Source organism: Citrobacter sp. MGH104 (assembly GCF_001034485.1).
Taxonomy (GTDB): domain Bacteria; phylum Pseudomonadota; class Gammaproteobacteria; order Enterobacterales; family Enterobacteriaceae; genus Citrobacter; species Citrobacter freundii.
In genome coordinates this window covers 2243371-2260899 of the sequence record NZ_KQ089818.1, presented here as the reverse complement: position 1 = coordinate 2260899, position 17529 = coordinate 2243371, and the positions used below count along the sequence as shown (strand labels likewise).

18 protein-coding genes are annotated in these 17529 nt (G+C 53.7%); 6 read left to right on the top strand and 12 right to left on the bottom strand.

Annotated features, from left to right (window positions below; translation table 11 throughout):
* The first annotated feature begins 117 nt into the window (after positions 1–117).
* Positions 118–471 carry an inner membrane protein YiaB gene (gene yiaB / locus SK34_RS10630; RefSeq protein WP_003844581.1) on the top strand — a complete coding sequence of 118 codons (354 nt, stop codon included), beginning with the start codon at positions 118–120 and terminating at the stop codon, positions 469–471.
* Here the strand turns inward: yiaB and SK34_RS10625 are convergent.
* Entirely contained in the window at positions 468–1463 is a 996-nt protein-coding gene (locus tag SK34_RS10625; RefSeq protein ID WP_048233797.1) for an acyltransferase, read from the bottom strand. The two genes, yiaB and SK34_RS10625, sit on opposite strands and share 4 nt — an antisense overlap.
* 172 nt (positions 1464–1635) lie before the next feature.
* Between SK34_RS10625 and SK34_RS10620 the strand changes: the two genes are divergently transcribed.
* The 3 genes from SK34_RS10620 (at position 1636) to glyS (ending at position 5030) form a co-directional block, all read left to right on the top strand.
* Entirely contained in the window at positions 1636–1944 is a 309-nt protein-coding gene (locus SK34_RS10620) for a YsaB family lipoprotein (RefSeq protein WP_048232989.1), read from the top strand.
* A gap of 95 nt (positions 1945–2039) precedes the next feature.
* A complete protein-coding gene (gene glyQ / locus SK34_RS10615; RefSeq protein WP_001168551.1) occupies positions 2040–2951 on the top strand; it encodes a glycine--tRNA ligase subunit alpha in 912 nt (303 codons plus the stop codon).
* Between the two features lie 9 nt (positions 2952–2960).
* Entirely contained in the window at positions 2961–5030 is a 2070-nt protein-coding gene (gene glyS, locus SK34_RS10610; protein ID WP_003837705.1) for a glycine--tRNA ligase subunit beta, read from the top strand.
* Positions 5031–5094: 64 nt separating this feature from the next.
* Here glyS and cueP read toward each other — a convergent pair whose 3' ends face one another.
* From cueP to SK34_RS10595, 3 genes are all read right to left on the bottom strand, one after another.
* Positions 5095–5634, bottom strand: coding sequence for a copper-binding periplasmic metallochaperone CueP (gene cueP / locus SK34_RS10605; protein WP_003024269.1), 540 nt, complete (start codon positions 5632–5634; stop codon positions 5095–5097).
* Between the two features lie 187 nt (positions 5635–5821).
* Positions 5822–6034, bottom strand: a complete 213-nt coding sequence (gene cspE, locus SK34_RS10600) for a transcription antiterminator/RNA stability regulator CspE (protein WP_000014594.1) — start codon at positions 6032–6034, stop codon at positions 5822–5824.
* Positions 6035–6313: 279 nt separating this feature from the next.
* Entirely contained in the window at positions 6314–6604 is a 291-nt protein-coding gene (locus tag SK34_RS10595; RefSeq protein WP_003024273.1) for an HTH-type transcriptional regulator, read from the bottom strand.
* Positions 6605–6984: 380 nt separating this feature from the next.
* Here SK34_RS10595 and SK34_RS10590 point away from each other — a divergent pair, with 380 nt between their 5' ends.
* Positions 6985–7695: a DUF3053 domain-containing protein gene (locus SK34_RS10590; RefSeq protein WP_003837709.1), complete on the top strand. Its 711-nt coding sequence runs from the start codon at positions 6985–6987 to the stop codon at positions 7693–7695.
* Between the two features lie 58 nt (positions 7696–7753).
* Here SK34_RS10590 and ghrB read toward each other — a convergent pair whose 3' ends face one another.
* From ghrB to SK34_RS10560, 6 genes are all read right to left on the bottom strand, one after another.
* Positions 7754–8728, bottom strand: coding sequence for a glyoxylate/hydroxypyruvate reductase GhrB (ghrB, locus tag SK34_RS10585; RefSeq protein ID WP_003837711.1), 975 nt, complete (start codon positions 8726–8728; stop codon positions 7754–7756).
* A 258-nt stretch (positions 8729–8986) separates the two neighbouring features.
* Positions 8987–10297 (bottom strand): MFS transporter, encoded by a 1311-nt coding sequence (locus tag SK34_RS10580; protein WP_044700397.1) that lies wholly within the window; start codon positions 10295–10297, stop codon positions 8987–8989.
* 70 nt (positions 10298–10367) lie between these two features.
* Positions 10368–11306 carry a sugar kinase gene (locus tag SK34_RS10575; RefSeq protein ID WP_003837715.1) on the bottom strand — a complete coding sequence of 313 codons (939 nt, stop codon included), beginning with the start codon at positions 11304–11306 and terminating at the stop codon, positions 10368–10370.
* Between the two features lie 3 nt (positions 11307–11309).
* Positions 11310–12059: a sugar phosphate isomerase/epimerase family protein gene (locus SK34_RS10570; RefSeq protein ID WP_003024284.1), complete on the bottom strand. Its 750-nt coding sequence runs from the start codon at positions 12057–12059 to the stop codon at positions 11310–11312.
* A gap of 99 nt (positions 12060–12158) precedes the next feature.
* A complete protein-coding gene (locus SK34_RS10565) occupies positions 12159–13175 on the bottom strand; it encodes a LacI family DNA-binding transcriptional regulator (RefSeq protein WP_003837718.1) in 1017 nt (338 codons plus the stop codon).
* Positions 13176–13316: 141 nt separating this feature from the next.
* Positions 13317–13979 (bottom strand): OmpA family lipoprotein, encoded by a 663-nt coding sequence (locus SK34_RS10560; RefSeq protein ID WP_003837719.1) that lies wholly within the window; start codon positions 13977–13979, stop codon positions 13317–13319.
* Positions 13980–14138: 159 nt separating this feature from the next.
* On the opposite strand from SK34_RS10560, the gene SK34_RS10555 reads away from it, so the two are divergent.
* The gene (locus SK34_RS10555; RefSeq protein WP_048232986.1) at positions 14139–16472 is read left to right on the top strand and encodes a molybdopterin guanine dinucleotide-containing S/N-oxide reductase; all 2334 of its coding nucleotides are present in this window, start codon (positions 14139–14141) and stop codon (positions 16470–16472) included.
* Here SK34_RS10555 and SK34_RS10550 read toward each other — a convergent pair.
* Positions 16441–16881: an N-acetyltransferase gene (locus SK34_RS10550; RefSeq protein ID WP_003846105.1), complete on the bottom strand. Its 441-nt coding sequence runs from the start codon at positions 16879–16881 to the stop codon at positions 16441–16443. The two genes, SK34_RS10555 and SK34_RS10550, sit on opposite strands and share 32 nt — an antisense overlap.
* The gene (tag, locus tag SK34_RS10545; protein ID WP_048232985.1) at positions 16871–17440 is read right to left on the bottom strand and encodes a DNA-3-methyladenine glycosylase I; all 570 of its coding nucleotides are present in this window, start codon (positions 17438–17440) and stop codon (positions 16871–16873) included. Before tag ends, SK34_RS10550 begins: the two co-directional genes overlap by 11 nt.
* Positions 17441–17529 lie beyond the last annotated feature (89 nt).

Genomic DNA, 17529 nt, shown 5'->3' with positions numbered 1-17529 from the left:
ATCCAATAAATAGTTAGTACGCATGGATTTATTCTGAAAGTCCGGCGTAGTGCCATTTTTCTGTGTTGTCTTTAGCGGGTTATTCATATTGTATCCATGATGGATAAGGAGATCCCAATGAAGACGACAAGGCTGTTGCCATGGATATTATTCCTGTCTGGCGCACTGATTTACGTTATTGGCTTATGGCAGGCATGCCCGTTATTGAGCGGCAAAGGCTATTTTCTGGGCGTGCTAATGACGGGAATGTTTGTGACATATGTTTATCAGCGTGCAGTGAATCTCAATCAGAGCGACGAACGCTTCGCCTCTGTATGTCAAATGGTCACACTCATCACGATAGGGTTGCTGCTGGTGGGCGTCTGGAACGCCCCGTTATCGCCCCTCGAAAAAGGGCTGTATCCGGTGGCATTCATCATATGTTTACTGGGGCAAGTTTTGTTGCTACGTCTGCAAAATATGGGGGGTTAACTCACCAGCCTGCGCGTATCGATGCGCTGCAACAGTATGGACAACAGTAAACTGCCTGCCAGCGTGGCGCTGAAAATCCACAGCATATCCAGCGGTGGCCAGTTTTTGAGTTCAATTCCGTTGGTTCGTAGTGCGTGAATGATCAGCGCATGAAAACCATAAATGCCCAATGAATGGCGAGAAATAAGGCCCAGTAGCGGCAGAGTACGTGTGCTGAGCGTATTTTTGACCAGCGTCAGGAGTGAGACGGCGCAAATAAATACCGCAGGGCCGCAGTAGAGGTACCAGGTGTCGGCAAAATTGCCTCGCCAGCGCAGTTCATGCAATGTGCCACGAGAAATAATAAATACTGCGGTAATGAATAACGCCGCACAGAGCCAGCTGAGCGCGCGCTTTTGCGTATCCATCATGCCAATCGCCCGGCCCAGCATGCCGTACAGGATGTAATAGAAGGTGTCGCCGCTGATGTACAGGTTAATGGGTAGCCATTCAAAACCGCCAATTTTTTGCGAGACGGTATTGGGATTGGCAATCACGCCTATCACCACCATCAACGCCAGCAGCATCTTGCCGCTGATATTTTTCACCTGTATCAGCGGAGAAACCAGGTAGATGACGGCGATCGCGAAGAAAAACCACAGATGATAGAACACCGGCTTTTGCAGCAGGTTCTTCAGCGACAGCTCAGCGTTGATCGAGGTAAACAGCAGGATATAGGCCAGCGCCACGCTGCTGTAAAACAGAATGCAGAGCGTGATGCGCAGGAAATGGCGCGGTTTGGCGCTACGCTCGCCAAAAAACAGATAACCCGAAATCATAAAGAACAGCGGGACGCTGACGCGAGAGGCTGAATTGAGCACGTTAGCCAGATCCCAATTCATCGGGCTGACGCTTTGCGCATTGGTGATGTACCAGGTCGTGGTGTGGATCATCACGACCATTAAACAGGCTATCCCGCGCAGGTTATCAATCCAGAAAATTTTGGGCTGCATCAGTTCCTCTGTGTCCATTAAAAAAAGTCTGACCGATATTTTGCGAACGTAGCTCACTGGAATAATCCGAGTTCTTACGCTAAAGCTTGAGATGGTCTGATGAGATTCTCAAAATAGGATCTGTTTCCAGACACTAATAATAAGACTGACCAGCAAACCAGGCGGTAATAAAATGATGATGAAGTATTTCTTTCCCGCAATCGCTACCCTTTTGCTGGTAGCGTGCGCTGACACACAACCGTCTGCACCCGCGCAGAAAGCGCAAAAGGTTAAGGTCAGTGCCACACGTTCGCTGGATATGGAGTCATTGTGCAAAAAAGAGGCGGCGCAACGCTACAACACTGGCGCGCAGAAAATTGATATCTCCGGCCTGGAGCAATTCCAGGGCAGCTATGAGATGCGTGGTTCTACCTTCCGTAAAGAGAGTTTTGTCTGTTCTTTTGATACAGACGGGCAGTTTTTGCACCTTTCCATGCGCTAAGTTCCCCCTTTTTCCCGTTTCGTACTGTATATCTTGCAGCCAGCGGGTATACTGATCGCTTCCTTTAAATCCACACGTATCCAGCACGAAATAATATGCAAAAGTTTGATACCAGGACCTTCCAGGGCTTGATCCTGACCTTACAGGATTACTGGGCTCGCCAGGGCTGCACCATTGTTCAACCATTGGACATGGAAGTCGGCGCGGGAACATCTCACCCAATGACCTGCCTGCGTGCGCTGGGGCCGGAACCGATGGCGACTGCTTATGTGCAGCCTTCCCGTCGTCCGACCGATGGCCGCTATGGCGAAAACCCGAACCGCTTACAGCACTACTATCAGTTCCAGGTAGTGATTAAGCCGTCACCGGACAACATTCAGGAGCTGTACCTGGGTTCTCTGAAAGAGCTGGGTATGGACCCGACCATTCACGATATCCGTTTCGTGGAAGATAACTGGGAAAACCCGACGCTGGGTGCCTGGGGTCTGGGTTGGGAAGTGTGGCTGAACGGCATGGAAGTGACTCAGTTCACCTACTTCCAGCAGGTTGGTGGTCTGGAATGTAAACCAGTAACCGGGGAAATTACCTACGGTCTGGAACGTCTGGCCATGTACATTCAGGGCGTAGACAGCGTTTACGACCTGGTCTGGAGCGACGGCCCGCTGGGTAAAACCACTTACGGTGACGTGTTCCATCAGAACGAAGTGGAGCAATCCACCTACAACTTCGAATACGCCGATGTGGACTTCCTGTTCACTTGCTTCGAGCAGTACGAGAAAGAAGCGCAGCAGCTGCTGGCGCTGGAAAATCCGCTGCCGCTGCCTGCGTATGAACGTATTCTGAAAGCCGCCCATAGCTTCAACCTGCTGGATGCGCGTAAAGCCATTTCCGTCACCGAGCGTCAGCGCTATATCCTGCGCATTCGCACCCTGACCAAAGCAGTGGCAGAAGCTTACTACGCTTCCCGTGAAGCCCTTGGCTTCCCGATGTGCAACAAAGACAAATAAGAGGCGGCCATGTCTGAGAAAACTTTTCTGGTGGAAATCGGCACTGAAGAGCTGCCACCAAAAGCACTGCGCAGCCTGGCTGAGTCCTTTGCTGCAAACTTTACCGCGGAGCTGGATAACGCTGGCATTGCGCACGGCAACGTTGAGTGGTTCGCTGCGCCGCGTCGTCTGGCGCTGAAAGTCGCGAATCTGGCGGAATCTCAACCCGATCGTGAAGTTGAAAAACGCGGTCCGGCCATTGCCCAGGCGTTTGACGCTGAAGGCAAACCGAGCAAAGCGGCAGAAGGTTGGGCACGTGGCTGCGGCATCACGGTTGATCAGGCTGAGCGTCTGACTACCGACAAAGGCGAATGGCTGCTGTATCGCGCGCATGTGAAAGGCGAAAGCGCTGAAACGCTGCTGCCAAACATGATTGCCACTTCGCTGGCGAAGCTGCCGATCCCGAAACTGATGCGCTGGGGCGCGTCTGACGTTCACTTCGTGCGTCCGGTTCACACCGTGACTCTGCTGCTGGGCGACAAAGTTATTCCGGCAACGATTCTGGGCATTCAGTCCGATCGTGTGATCCGTGGACACCGCTTTATGGGCGAGCCGGAATTCACTATCGATTCTGCCGATCAGTATCCGGAAATCCTGCGTGAGCGCGGCAAAGTCATTGCGGATTACGCTGAGCGTAAAGCGAAAATCAAAGCCGATGCTGAAGAAGCGGCGCGTAAGATTGGCGGTAACGCTGACCTGAGCGAAAGCCTGCTGGAAGAAGTCACCTCGCTGGTAGAATGGCCGGTAGTGCTTACCGCGAAATTCGAAGAGAAATTCCTCGCTGTTCCGTCTGAAGCGCTGGTACACACCATGAAAGGTGACCAGAAGTACTTCCCGGTTTATGCGAACGACGGCAAATTGCTGCCGAACTTTATCTTCGTTGCCAACATCGAATCGAAAGATCCGACCCAGATTATCTCCGGTAACGAGAAGGTTGTTCGTCCGCGTCTGGCGGATGCCGAGTTCTTCTTCAATACCGACCGTAAAAAACGCCTTGAAGACCATCTGCCGCGTCTGCAAACCGTGCTGTTCCAACAGCAACTGGGTACGCTGCGCGACAAGACTGACCGTATCCAGGCGCTGGCGGGCTGGATTGCTGGTCAAATTGGCGCTGACGTTAACCACGCAACGCGTGCTGGCCTGCTGTCCAAGTGCGACCTGATGACCAACATGGTCTTCGAGTTCACCGACACCCAGGGCGTGATGGGAATGCACTACGCGCGTCACGATGGCGAAGCGGAAGATGTTGCTGTGGCGCTGAACGAGCAGTATCAGCCGCGTTTTGCCGGTGATGACCTGCCGTCTAACCCGGTGGCTTGTGCCGTGGCGATTGCTGACAAGATGGACACCCTGGCGGGTATCTTCGGTATTGGTCAGCATCCGAAAGGCGACAAAGACCCGTTTGCGCTGCGTCGTGCTGCGCTGGGCGTGCTGCGTATCATCGTTGAGAAGAACCTGAATCTGGATCTGCAAACGCTGACGGAAGAGGCTGTTCGTCTGTATGGCGACAAGCTGACCAACGCCAACGTGGTGGATGACGTTATCGACTTTATGCTTGGTCGCTTCCGCGCCTGGTATCAGGACGAAGGTTATACCGTCGATACCATTCAGGCCGTGCTGGCGCGTCGTCCGACTCGTCCGGCTGATTTCGACGCACGTATGAAGGCGGTTTCGCACTTCCGTACACTGGAGGCCGCGTCCGCGCTGGCTGCCGCGAACAAACGTGTATCGAACATCCTGGCGAAGTCTGAAGAAACGCTGAATGACCGTGTGAATGCGGCAACGCTGAAAGAGCCGGAAGAAATTGCGCTGGCGATGCAGGTTGTGGTGCTGCGCGATAAGCTGGAGCCAGTTTTCGCCGCTGGCCATTACCAGGAAGCGCTGGTTGAGTTAGCGGAACTGCGTGAGCCGGTTGATGCGTTCTTCGAGAAAGTGATGGTCAACGTAGAAGATAAAGATCTGCGTATCAACCGTCTCTCCATGCTCGAAAAACTGCGCGAACTGTTCCTGCGCGTGGCGGATATTTCGCTGCTGCAGTAACGGTCCTGAGCTGACTTAGAAAATGCCGGATAAGCATTGCGCCATCCGGCATTTTTTTATGTTGTTAGCGCAGCTGTAATTTAGTCAGACAGGTCTGGCTGTCTTCCATGGTCTTAATGGGATACTCCGCTTTTTTGCCGTTGTAGCTTACTGCGATGGTGCCTGCCATATTGCGCGGTAGCCAAACCCCGACGAAGCCATTTCGACCGCTTTTCATCTCTTTTTGTAGCACTACATCACCCTTGTTATCCGTCACTTTGACATTGAATGTCTTCTCCGGCATTTCGCCCTGGCAACCGGAAAGGCTGTGGTTGAAGCAAGGATGTGTTTGCCATTCATAAGGGGCAAATGACAGATAGAACTTGTCACCGAGCGGCAGGGTATAGATCTGATCGCCTGAAGAGAGCTTCAGTTCAGTGCTGGTGACGGATGCCGAGTAGGGCAGTGGGCGGCTCTGTGGAGACTGGTCAATGGCCTCGACGATTTGCTCGACGGATTTTCCGCTGAGCCCGTGTTCCGCCAAAAAAGTGGCTTCAGGGGTTGCGGCGAACGCGCTACCGGTGGTGAGTAAACCTAAAACCAGCAGTAATGAGGATTTCGACATAGCTTCAATTCCTTGTGAACGTTGTGGAATACAGACTGGCTCACTATAAAGCTTGCCCTTAGGGAAAGGTCAAAGGGGCTGCGGGTAAAGTAATGCAAAGACGCGTGTGGGCGAGGCGTTTTAAGAAGTACAGATAAAAAAAATCCCCGCCGTTTGGCAGGGATTCAGAATCTTGAGCTTTTTAAGCTTACAGGCTGGTTACGTTGCCAGCTGCCGGGCCTTTAGCGCCGCTTTCGATGGTGAAGGAAACTTTCTGACCTTCGTCCAGAGATTTGTAGCCATCGTTCTGGATAGCAGAGAAGTGTACGAACACGTCTTTAGAGCCATCGTCAGGAGTGATGAAGCCGAAACCTTTGTCAGCGTTGAACCATTTTACGATACCAGTCATTTTACCGGACATAGTGTATTACCTTTTAAAAAATAAGTGTGCCTTTCGGCGATATGGCGTGCTTTACAGATTTTTTAACAGTAAAGGAAATGCTCACTACGAAGGGTATCAACGATAACTCTTGAAGGGACTTGCCTTACTAACTGCTGTAATGGTCTGTACGTCAAACCGTTGAGGGCATTAACTCATTTTACGCATGTGGATGCAACTACTATTTTCTTTTTTGTGGATAACCTTCGTAAGGGAACGGCCCCGTTACAGGACCGTTCTTAAGCAAAATTGAAAAATAGTTCAATCCATCAGTTGCTTACTTAATCTTGGATCTGCCTGGATCAGGCGCATTAACTTCAATTCGGTAGTGGAAGGCTTTACGCGTTTAGACTCCCATTCATGAACCATCGCGACTGTCACGCCCATTACTCGGGCAAAATCATCTGTTTTTAAACCCGTCCCTCGTCGTAACTGTTCAAATTCGGTGAAAGGGTTGGTTTTTTGCGTCAGAGTGACCGTCTGCGATACATCTTTAAAAACAATCTGCTCCAGACTGCTCAGCAGTTCAAACATAGGATCTTTGTATTCCATTGAGAACTCCTACAAATCACACAGCGGGATCGTGAATTTCTTCGAAGCTCATTAAGAGTAGTCGGAAAAAATGAAGTCGGATTCGGGGTTTGAGAGATGGATTCGTTTCAGCAAACGGTGGGCAACAATCTTTCGCAGGCTAACAAACTGATAAAGGTCGGGATCTCCGAACGATCGATTCCGATTGTAAAGATGACTAAAATATGACGCCGAGTAGTAAATGCAGCATTGTTTAGCAAAACGAACGGTGGTGGGAACGGTTATTTTCCCCCACAAGATTATGCGGAAAGGGTATCTTGCGGGGCTGACCTGGACTATCCTTGTTAACGTCAGGCACGCGGGTGTCGTTGTGCGCATTTTTGGGTGAAAGGAGTATTAAAATGGCGACAGGTAAGTCCTGCTCTCGCTGGTTTGCGCCTGTTTTGGCGCTCTTAATGGTAGTTGGCCTGAGTGGGTGTTTTGATAAAGAAGGCGATCAACGCAAAGCGTTTATCGATTTTCTGCAGAATACTGCAATGCGTAGCGGAGAGCGTTTACCAACGCTGACCGCCGATCAGAAAAAACAGTTTGGCCCGTTTGTGTCCGATTACGCGATTCTGTATGGCTATTCGCAGCAGGTTAATCAGGCGATGGACTCCGGTCTGCGTCCGGTGGTTGATAGCGTAAATGCGATTCGTGTTCCTCAGGATTATGTGACTCAGCGTGAGCCGCTGCGTCAGGCAAATGGTGCGCTAGGTGTATTAGGGCAACAGTTGCAGAATGCGAAACTACAGGCAGATGCTGCGCATGGCGCGCTGAAGCAGGGCGAAGATCTGAAGCCGGTCTTTGACCAGGTTTACAATAAAGTCGTCACTGTACCTGCAGAGGCGTTACAGCCGCTGATCCCTGCAGCGCAAATCTTCACGCAGCAGTTAGTGCAGGTTGGTGATTTTGTGGCGCAGCAGGATACGCAGGTGAGCTTTGTCGCCAACGGTATCCAGTTCCCAACGTCACAGCAGGCAAGTCAGTACAACACGCTGATTGGCCCGTTGGCTTCTCAACATCAGGCATTTAACCAGGCCTGGACTGCTGCGGTGAATGCCGCTCAGTAATTAAGCCGCTGTAAGATATGGAGGGCCGGGTGAGCGTAAGCGCTACCCGGCCTTTTGTTTATCGCGCGACCTGCGGGTTTACGCAGTTCTTCTCAACGCGTCCTTGCAGCGAATCGATTAAGTTATCCACCGCACAGGCCGCCATGTTATAGCGCGTTTCGTGCGTGGCTGAACCAATGTGCGGCACAGCAACCACGTTTGGCAGCGACAGCAGCGGTGAGTCTGCCGGTAATGGCTCCTGCTCAAACACATCCAGACCAGCGGCATGAATTTCGCCGTTTTGCAGGGCGGCAATCAGTGCTTTTTCATCGACCACCGGCCCACGTCCGGCGTTAATGAAAATGGCGGAAGACTTCATTTTGGCAAACTGTTCGGTGCTGAACAGATGATGCGTTTCGTCGGTTAACGGCAGGATCAGGCAGACAAAATCGGATTCTTGTAACAGCGTATCAAGATCGCAGTAGCGCGCATTGAAGCGTTCTTCTGCTTCCTGATGATGACGGCGCGCATTATAGAGAATCGGCATGCTAAAGCCGAAATGCGCACGTTGTGCCAGCGCCAAGCCAATACGGCCCATGCCGACAATCCCCAGCGTTTTGTGGTGCACATCCGTACCGAACCAGTCCGGCCCGATACTTTTGGTCCATTCACCGACCTTCACCCGTTCAGCCACTTCTACCACGCGGCGAGCGGTGCTTAACACCAGCGCCATCACCGTATCGGCGACGGTTTCTGTCAGTACGGTTGGCGTGTGCATCAACAGTACCTTACGCGCGTTAAGGGCATCGACGTCGAAGTTGTCATAGCCGACGGAAATCGTGGAGGTCGCACGCAGTTTCGGCATTTTCTCCAGTAGAGCGGTATTGACGGCTTCACTGGAGCCCAGTAGACCTTCCGCATTGGCAAACGCTTCGGCGTGCTGTGCGACCGTTTCCGGGCGCAGGTTAGGCACACGAGTCACAGTAAAATGCTCTTCCAGGCGATGCAGTAAATCGTCAGGTAACGCTTTATAGAGAATAATGGACGGCTTCATGCGAATCTCCGTAAGTTAAAATTTAAGCGTGGCGTGCGCCAATAGGTAGCTGTTGATTATTAGCAGGCTCAGGCCGAGTCCTGCCGTTGCACACGCACGTCGCTGGCGGTTATTTTTGCCCAGTGCAAGGCACGAGCAGAGAAGTTTGGTGAACCAAACGAGCTGGGAGTAACGCCGCAATGGGCAAAAATAGCCCCAGCCCTTCGGGACACGCGTCAGAACCACGAACTCTTCGTTGTCTGGCTTGGGCATAGTTCACTATGCCCAGCGCCCTCCGCCTTGATTACGCGGTTCTGCCACAGTGTCGACGGTGTGTTCAATGGCAGGACTCGGCCTCACAATGAGAGTTAGCCATACTGAGACAAAAAGCGCTACCCCCATAAAAATGTACGAGGCTGACGGGCTGCCGGTAGCGCCATTGAGGTAGCCGACAAACCATGAACCAAAGAATGAGCCTAGTGCGCCCATACTGTTAATCAGCGCCATTGCACCCCCGGCAACGTTACGCGGCAGCATTTCCGGAATGATGGCAAAGAAAGGACCATAAGGGGCATACATTGCCGCACCCGCAATAACCAACAGCGTGTAAGAAATCCAGAAGTGGTCTGCGCCCACGGCCCAGGAGCCGATAAAAGCGAAAGCAGCTATCAGTAACAGTGGCCAGACAAACAGCTTACGATTTTGCAGTTTATCGGAGGCCCAGGAAACGAGGATCATCGCCGCAGTCGCCGCCAGATAAGGTACGGATGACAGCCAGCCAACCTCAACCATCCCCAGATTTGCACCGCCGTTGCGGATAATCGACGGCAGCCACAGGACAAAACCATAGACGCCAATACTCCAGGTGAAATACTGCATACACAGCAGGATGACGTTACGTGAGCGGAAAGCCTCGCTATAGTTCCGTACGGCTTTGATGCCTTGCTGCTCTTTTTCCAGTTGTGCCTGAAGGGCGGCTTTTTCAGATTCTGACAGCCAACCGACCTGAGACGGTTTGTCTTTTACCAGCACCCACCAGCAGAACGCCCAGATGATGGCCGGGAAGCCCTCGATGATGAACATTTCCCGCCAGCCCAGTGCCTGGATCAGATACCCGGAAACCACGGACATCCACAGGACGGTAACCGGGTTACCGAGGATCAGGAAAGTGTTTGCGCGCGAACGTTCGGATTTGGTAAACCAGTTGCTGATATAAATCAGCATTGCGGGCATCACGGCAGCTTCAACGACACCGAGAATAAAGCGAATGGCGGCGAGCATGGGAATGTTACTGACCATGCCGGTCAGTGATGCGCATCCACCCCAGAGGATCAGACAGACAAAAATCAGTTTTCTTACGCTGCGACGCTCGGCGTAAATCGCGCCTGGGATCTGGAAGAAGAAATAACCGAGGAAAAACAGCGCGCCCAGCAGGGAAGAGATCCCTTTAGTAATGCCGAGATCCTCGTTGATACCGGCGGCGGAGGCGAAGCTGAAGTTCGCGCGGTCGAGATACGCCAGGCTGTACGTGATAAACACGATTGGCATGATGTACCACCAGCGTTTTGCTGCATTTGTTGAGCTATTCATAGACTGCCCTCTGATTATGCTGTTACGCCGCCTCTGAATGTAGGGTACAGAGACAGAGTTGACCGGGAATTTATTCCCCTAATTGTTCACGTGTGGGTAATCCTTCGCTGTCGCCCTGAACCTGAATGGCCAGAGCGCCAATTTTATTGCCGCGGGTCACCGCCTGATGCAGCGAGCGACCTTCCAGCAGGGCGCTGATAACGCCGACCGCAAAGCCATCGCCTGCGCCGACGGTGTCGACCACGTTGTCGACTTTTACCGGTGCGACGCAGCCCTGCTCGCCGTTGGCGGCTTTATACCAGGCGCCATCAGCCCCGGTTTTGATGATCACGGCCTTCACCCCGTGGCGCAGATAAAAGTCGGCGATGGCTTCAGGCGTCTGCTGACCGGTTAAAATCATGCCCTCTTTTAATCCAGGCAAAACCCAGTCGGCCTGGAATGCCAAACGGTTCAGTTTTTCCACCATCTCGGCTTCGCTTTTCCACAGCACAGGGCGTAAATTCGGGTCGAACGAGATGGTCTTCCCTTGTGCTTTCAGCGTGCGGGCGGTATGGGCTAACAGTTCATAAGAGCTGGCAGAAAGTGCCGCCGCTACGCCGCTCAGGTGCAGGTGGCGCGCGCTGGCGAAGTAGGCTTCGTGATAATCCTCAATGCTGAGGTGGCTGGCAGCGGAACCTTTGCGGAAGTATTCCACAATGGGATCGGTTCCATTTTCGACCTTAGATTTAAGCTGAAAGCCGGTAGCGTAACGCTCGTCCTGGGTGACTCCCTGCGCATCAATCCCTTCTTTTTCCAGCGACTTAACGATAAAACGGCCAAAACTGTCGTTGCCTACACGGCTTACCCAACCGACCTTCAGGCCCAGCCGGGCAAGACCGGTCGCCACATTGAGTTCAGCGCCAGCAACGCGCTTGATAAACTGCTCCACATCCGCCAGTTCGCCGGTTTGCGTGGCGACAAACATCGCCATCGCTTCACCAATCGTTACCACATCCAGTGACTTTTTCATGCGTTACTCCTCGCGTAACAACTCGACGTAACGGCGGGTAACCGCCGCCAAATCCTGCCCTTCCAGGGGAAACTCAATGCCGCGTGGAACATCGCCCGGCAGCGTTTTCAACAGCGTCAGCCAGCGCGGATCGGCTGCATCAGGCGGTACGGCACGGTAGCTGTCGCGATGTGCAACGGCGGCTTTGACATGGATATACCCAACGGTTGACGCCAGTTTCTGCGCCGCCTGTTCCGGGGAGTCGCCCACCCACAGCCAGTTGCCCATATCGAAGGTCAGAGATATCGGCAGATTTTGCGTCTGGCAGGCTTCGTTAAAGCGCTGCATCGGCTTCAGGCGTCCGCAGGCGGTCTGATCGTTTTCGACAACCAGTTCCATTCCGCTGTTGTCCAGCCATTCACGTAACACGTTGAACTGTTCTGTATGGGAGAAATGGCCGAGGGAGACTTTTAGCCATAGCGCCTGCAGGGCCTGTGCTTCTTCAAGTAGCGCAGGAAGTCGGGGATTGAGGCTACCGTCCTCAAGGAACAACGGCTCAGGCGCTGAGTAACAGGCCAGCAGGCCGAAGATTTCGATAGCAGATGCCACCGTGGACAGCGTGTGCAGCTCGGCGTCGGTCAGCAATTCGCGGCGGATTTCGACGCCGTCAGCACCGGCTTCAGCGATAATGGGCAGCATTGCCGTTTGCCCGCCAGCGGCCCGTACCTGGTCGTGGCCGTAAGCGGCGGTGACCACCATAATTTTTCTTTTCATGGAAACTCCAGACTAGCGTTCTTGCTATAACGCTAGATGGAACCGGTTCCAAAGAAAAGCTTATGATGTTGAATTTATGATCACCATCACGAAGGAAATTTAACGGGCGGTAGAGCCGCGAACGATCAGTTCGCCGGAGAAGACCTGTTCCTGAATGGCAGCAGAGCCGCCATCGATCCGGCGTACAACCTGCTCAACGGCGGTGTAGCCAATCTGCCAGGTAGGTTGTTTCAACGTGGTAATACCAACGCCCGCCAGTTCGGCCCATTCCAGTTCGTCAAAACCGAGCAGGCCGATATCGCTGCCCCAGTTAAGGCCAATGCGTTTCAGGGCGCGGGCAACCTGTAGTGTGAGAGCGCCATTGGCTGAGATAACGGCTTTGCGCATTCCCCGGTGCTGCTGGTGGAACTGGCGCAGGGTTTCGTCCAACTGCGTATTGTCCGTGAGCGGGACTTCGGCATTTTGTGCGATAACGCCGGGGTACTGTGCGAGGGTGGCGCGAAAAGCGCTCAGGCGTTCGCGGCGGGTATTCACCATGCCGAGCGGTTCGCTGAGGAACAGGATGGCTTCAAAACCTTGTTCGACCAGATGTTCCGTGGCAACCGTTGCCGCCTGGGTGTTATCCAGCCCGACCATATCACAGGCGAAATCGGGAATTTTACGGTCAATCAGCACCATCGGCAGCGCAGACTGCTGCAGGCGGTTCAGCCCCTCTTCGCGCATCCCGACGGCGTTGACCACAATCCCTTCGACCTGGTAGCTGCGCAGCAGGTCAAGATAATGCAGTTCCTGATCCACTTCGTTGTTGGTGTTACACACCAGCGGGGTAAAGCCTTTATCGCGGCAGGCGGCTTCAATGCCGCTTAACACGTTGACGGAGTAGGGATTGGTAATATCGGCGATGATCAGGCCAATCAGGCGGGTACGACCGTGTTTCAGTCCTCTTGCCATCAGGCTGGGACGGTAGTCGAGATCGGCAATGGCTTGTTCAATGCGGGCCAGTAGCGCGTCGGAAAGCAGGTGCTTTTCACCGTTGAGATAGCGTGAAATGCTGGTCTTGCCGGTTTTTGCGGCTTTCGCCACATCGCTGATGGTTGCCCGTGTTGATTTGCTCATCGCTGATTTCCCTGAATTTCGTGTGAATACCTTAGCGGGAAAATCTGACGAAGCAAGTAATTTGCCCGGTGGCGCTGCGCTTACCGGGCCTACTTGTCGAACGTAGGCCGGGTAAGGCGAAGCCGCCACCCGGCTCAACGATTACTGCATAGGACTCAACGTAATCTCTACGCGACGGTTCTGCGCTTTACCTTCCGCCGTGCTGTTGCTGGCGATCGGATTTGACGGACCCATGCCCTGAGTGCGGATACGATTAGCGGCAACCCCTTGCGTGATTAAGGCGCTGGCCACGGAGTCCGCGCGTTGCTGAGACAGACGCATATTCAGATCCTGGCTGCCGGTGCTGTCGGTGAAGCCCAGCACGTTGACGGCGGTTTTATTGTACTCTTTCAGTACCATTGCCACGCCGGTCAGGGTGTTGGCACCAGCAGGTTTCAGGTTGGCGCTACTGCTGTCGAAGGTGACGTTATTCGGCATATTCAGAATGATGTTATCGCCACTACGCGTCACGCTGACGCCCGTTCCCTGCATTTTGTCGCGCAGTTTGGCTTCCTGCACGTCCATGTAATAACCGACACCGCCGCCAACGGCCGCACCCGCCGCTGCGCCAATCAGTGCACCTTTACCGCGATCTTTCTTCGAAGAAGAGAGTGCGCCAATGCCCGCGCCGACCAGAGAGCCAATACCCGCGCCAATGCCGGATTTACCCGCTTCGCGTTCGCCGGTGTAAGGGTTTGTTGTGCAGCCAGAAACCGCCAGGGCGCCGCTCACGATGGCAGCAATAACAAAAACACGTTTCTTCATCTTAATTCCTTAATGACTTTTTCTTCTTTGCCACAGCGACCGTGGCGGTTGATTATGACGTGTGAACATGAAGAAAATTCCAGGGAAGACTCTGAAATTTGTAAGTAACATTGAACGGCATAATAAATAAGCCGTCACATCGCATTCAGGAGCGCCATCTTGGCTAATTCAACCGCACATTACTCGGTGTTAACCGCCGCCCACTGGGGACCAATTCTCGTCGACACCGATGGTGAGACGGTTTTCTCCTCGCGTGGCGCGCTGCCCACTTCCCATCCCAACTCTTTGCAAACCGTGGTGCGCGACCAGGTTCACAGTAAAACGCGGGTACGTTTTCCAATGGTGCGTAAAGGCTTTCTCGCCTCGCCGGAGAATCCCCAGGGCGTGCGTGGGCAGGATGAATTTGTTCGCGTAAGTTGGGACGACGCGCTGAATCTTATCCATACGCAGCATAAACGCATCCGTGACAGCTACGGCCCGGCCTCGATTTTTGCCGGTTCCTACGGCTGGCGCTCTAACGGCGTGTTACACAAAGCGGCAACCCTGCTACAACGCTATATGGCGCTGGCAGGCGGTTATACCGGGCATCTGGGGGATTATTCGACGGGGGCTGCGCAGGCGATCATGCCGTACGTGGTGGGCGGTAACGAAGTTTACCAGCAGCAAACCAGCTGGCCTGTGGTGCTTGAGAACAGCGAGGTGGTGGTGTTATGGAGCGCTAATCCGCTGAATACACTGAAGATTGCCTGGAACGCGTCCGATGAGCAGGGGCTTGCTTACTTTGAGGCTTTGCGCGACAGCGGTAAACGGTTGATCTGTATCGATCCGATGCGATCGGAAAGCGTCGAATTCTTTGGCGAAAAGATGGAATGGATTGCCCCGCATATGGGGACCGACGTGGCGCTGATGCTGGGCATCGCGCATACGCTGGTGGAAAACGGCTGGCATGACGAGGATTTTCTCGCCCGGTGTACCACCGGCTATGACCGTTTTGCAAACTATCTGTTGGGTAAATCTGATGATGTTGTGAAAACGGCAGAGTGGGCTGCGGAGATTTGCGGTATACCCGCAACAAAAATACGCGAACTTGCGGCGATATTTCACCAAAATACCACCATGCTGATGGCCGGATGGGGGATGCAGCGCCAACAGTATGGTGAGCAGAAACACTGGATGATCGTCACCCTGGCCGCCATGCTCGGGCAAATCGGGACGCCAGGCGGCGGTTTTGGGCTGTCGTACCATTTTGCCAACGGTGGCAACCCAACGCGCCGGGCTGCGGTGCTGGCTTCAATGCAGGGCAGCGTTAAAGGTGGTACCGACGCGGTAGATAAAATCCCGGTGGCGCGAATTGTTGAAGCGCTGGAAAATCCCGGTGGTTTTTACCAGCACAACGGCATGGACCGCCATTTCCCGGACATCCGCATGTTGTGGTGGGCTGGTGGCGCTAACTTCACCCATCATCAGGACACTAACCGTTTAATTCGCGCCTGGCAAAAACCGGAGCTGGTGGTTATCTCGGAGTGTTTCTGGACCGCCGCAGCGAAGCATGCCGATATCGTACTGCCAGCGACCACCTCCTTTGAGCGCAATGATTTGACCATGACCGGCGACTACAGCAACCAGCACCTGGTGCCGATGAAACAGGTTGTGCCGCCGCAGGACGAAGCGCGAAATGATTATGATGTTTTTGCCGAGCTGAGTGAACGCTGGGAAGAGGGCGGTTACGAGCGATTCACCGAAGGCAAAAGCGAGCTGGAATGGCTGGAGACGTTTTACAATATTGCCGGGCAACGAGGGGCCAGTCAGCAGGTGACATTGCCGCCTTTCGCCGAGTTTTGGCAGCGCAACGCCCTGATCGAAATGCCGGAAAATGCCGCCAGCGCGCAGTTTATCCGTTTTGCGGATTTTCGCCGCGACCCGCAGGCTCATCCGCTGAAAACGGACAGCGGAAAAATTGAAATCTACTCCGCGAGGATTGCTGGTTACGGCTACGCGGACTGTGCGGGGCACCCGATGTGGCTGGAGCCGGATGAGTGGTTCGGTAACGCCGAACCGGACCAGCTACAGCTGCTTTCCGCCCATCCGGCGCACCGTTTGCATAGTCAGCTTAACTACAGTGCGCTACGTGAGCAGTACGCGGTAGCGGATCGTGAGCCGGTAACGATTCATCCGCAGGATGCCCACGCACGCGGCATTGCGGATGGCGATACGGTCAGGGTGTGGAACCAGCGTGGTCAAGTTCTGGCGGGCGCGGTGGTGACGGCGGGTATTAAACCCGGCGTTATCTGTATTCATGAAGGCGCCTGGCCTGATTTGGATCTCGCAGCGAACGGTATTTGTAAAAATGGCGCCGTCAACGTGCTGACCAAAGATCTCCCCAGCTCGAAGCTGGGGAATGGCTGCGCGGGCAACACCGCGCTGGCGTGGCTTGAAAAATACAACGGACCCACGTTGACGCTTACGGCGTTTGATCCGCCTGCCAGCCCATAATCCACGTGGGATGGTGAGTCTCTTCCTGCCATGCGCCGTCTTCAATGCGAAAACCCAGCGCATGGTAGAAGTTCACCGCTGATTGATTCTTCTGGTAGACCTCCAGGCTGAGTAACGAAAAGCGCTGCTGCACATGCTGCACCAGCGCTTTGCCGATCCCGCTTCTGATGGCGGCAGGCGCGACAAACAGCGCGCCGAGGAAGCGGTCATCAATGACGCTGACAAAACCTTTGAGCTCGCCTTCTTCTTCCCACACCCAGGTTTGCGCGGCTGGCAGATAAACATCCCGCACCACTGATTCACTTTCGCGCCAGTAGCGCTCTTCGATAAACGGATGGGCATGGATTGTGCTTTCCATCCACAGCGTCAGAATCGCTGGTATATCTTCAGCCTTTGATTCACGAATCATGTTGTTCTCCCGGATAACAGATGCAGCTGGTGACATGATCGTTGACCAGGCCGCATGCCTGCATAAAGGAGTAACAAATGGTGGTGCCGACAAACTTAAAACCGCGTTTTTTTAACGCTTTAGACAGCGCGTCTGACGCAGGCGTGGAGGTGGGAATATCGCTCAGGTTGGCGGCGCAGGTCACTTGTGGTTGGTTATCAACAAATGACCAGACGAACTCGCTAAACGACTCTCCGTTTTGTGCCATCGTCAGAAAGGCACGAGCGTTGCCGATAATGGCCTGAATTTTTCCGCGATGACGAATTATGCCGGCATCCAGTACCAGCCTTTCCACATCCTCTTCGGTCATGGCCGCCACTTTTTCCGGGTCAAAATGGTGGAAAGCGTGGCGATAATTTTCCCGTTTCTTGAGTACGGTAATCCACGATAACCCGGCCTGCTGGCCTTCGAGGCAGATCATTTCGAACAGCTTTTTGCCATCGGTTTCGGGGACGCCCCATTCCTTGTCGTGGTAGGCAATGTAAAGTGGATCCTGACTGACCCATCCGCAACGCTGCATATTCTTCCTCGCTGTTTTTACTGGCGTAAAAATTTCATTCGGCCCGCCTTGACGCGCCAGCTAAAAAGACAATATTTAATACAAGGCCT

What these genes read in the sequence shown, in the direction of transcription:
- yiaB (WP_003844581.1), top strand. Translation starts at nt 118, where the DNA reads ATGAAGACGACAAGGCTGTTGCCATGGATATTATTCCTGTCTGGCGCA.
- SK34_RS10625 (WP_048233797.1), bottom strand. Translation starts at nt 1,463, where the DNA reads ATGCAGCCCAAAATTTTCTGGATTGATAACCTGCGCGGGATAGCCTGT.
- SK34_RS10620 (WP_048232989.1), top strand. Translation starts at nt 1,636, where the DNA reads ATGATGATGAAGTATTTCTTTCCCGCAATCGCTACCCTTTTGCTGGTA.
- glyQ (WP_001168551.1), top strand. Translation starts at nt 2,040, where the DNA reads ATGCAAAAGTTTGATACCAGGACCTTCCAGGGCTTGATCCTGACCTTA.
- glyS (WP_003837705.1), top strand. Translation starts at nt 2,961, where the DNA reads ATGTCTGAGAAAACTTTTCTGGTGGAAATCGGCACTGAAGAGCTGCCA.
- cueP (WP_003024269.1), bottom strand. Translation starts at nt 5,634, where the DNA reads ATGTCGAAATCCTCATTACTGCTGGTTTTAGGTTTACTCACCACCGGT.
- cspE (WP_000014594.1), bottom strand. Translation starts at nt 6,034, where the DNA reads ATGTCCGGTAAAATGACTGGTATCGTAAAATGGTTCAACGCTGACAAA.
- SK34_RS10595 (WP_003024273.1), bottom strand. Translation starts at nt 6,604, where the DNA reads ATGGAATACAAAGATCCTATGTTTGAACTGCTGAGCAGTCTGGAGCAG.
- SK34_RS10590 (WP_003837709.1), top strand. Translation starts at nt 6,985, where the DNA reads ATGGCGACAGGTAAGTCCTGCTCTCGCTGGTTTGCGCCTGTTTTGGCG.
- ghrB (WP_003837711.1), bottom strand. Translation starts at nt 8,728, where the DNA reads ATGAAGCCGTCCATTATTCTCTATAAAGCGTTACCTGACGATTTACTG.
- SK34_RS10580 (WP_044700397.1), bottom strand. Translation starts at nt 10,297, where the DNA reads ATGAATAGCTCAACAAATGCAGCAAAACGCTGGTGGTACATCATGCCA.
- SK34_RS10575 (WP_003837715.1), bottom strand. Translation starts at nt 11,306, where the DNA reads ATGAAAAAGTCACTGGATGTGGTAACGATTGGTGAAGCGATGGCGATG.
- SK34_RS10570 (WP_003024284.1), bottom strand. Translation starts at nt 12,059, where the DNA reads ATGAAAAGAAAAATTATGGTGGTCACCGCCGCTTACGGCCACGACCAG.
- SK34_RS10565 (WP_003837718.1), bottom strand. Translation starts at nt 13,175, where the DNA reads ATGAGCAAATCAACACGGGCAACCATCAGCGATGTGGCGAAAGCCGCA.
- SK34_RS10560 (WP_003837719.1), bottom strand. Translation starts at nt 13,979, where the DNA reads ATGAAGAAACGTGTTTTTGTTATTGCTGCCATCGTGAGCGGCGCCCTG.
- SK34_RS10550 (WP_003846105.1), bottom strand. Translation starts at nt 16,881, where the DNA reads ATGATTCGTGAATCAAAGGCTGAAGATATACCAGCGATTCTGACGCTG.
- tag (WP_048232985.1), bottom strand. Translation starts at nt 17,440, where the DNA reads ATGCAGCGTTGCGGATGGGTCAGTCAGGATCCACTTTACATTGCCTAC.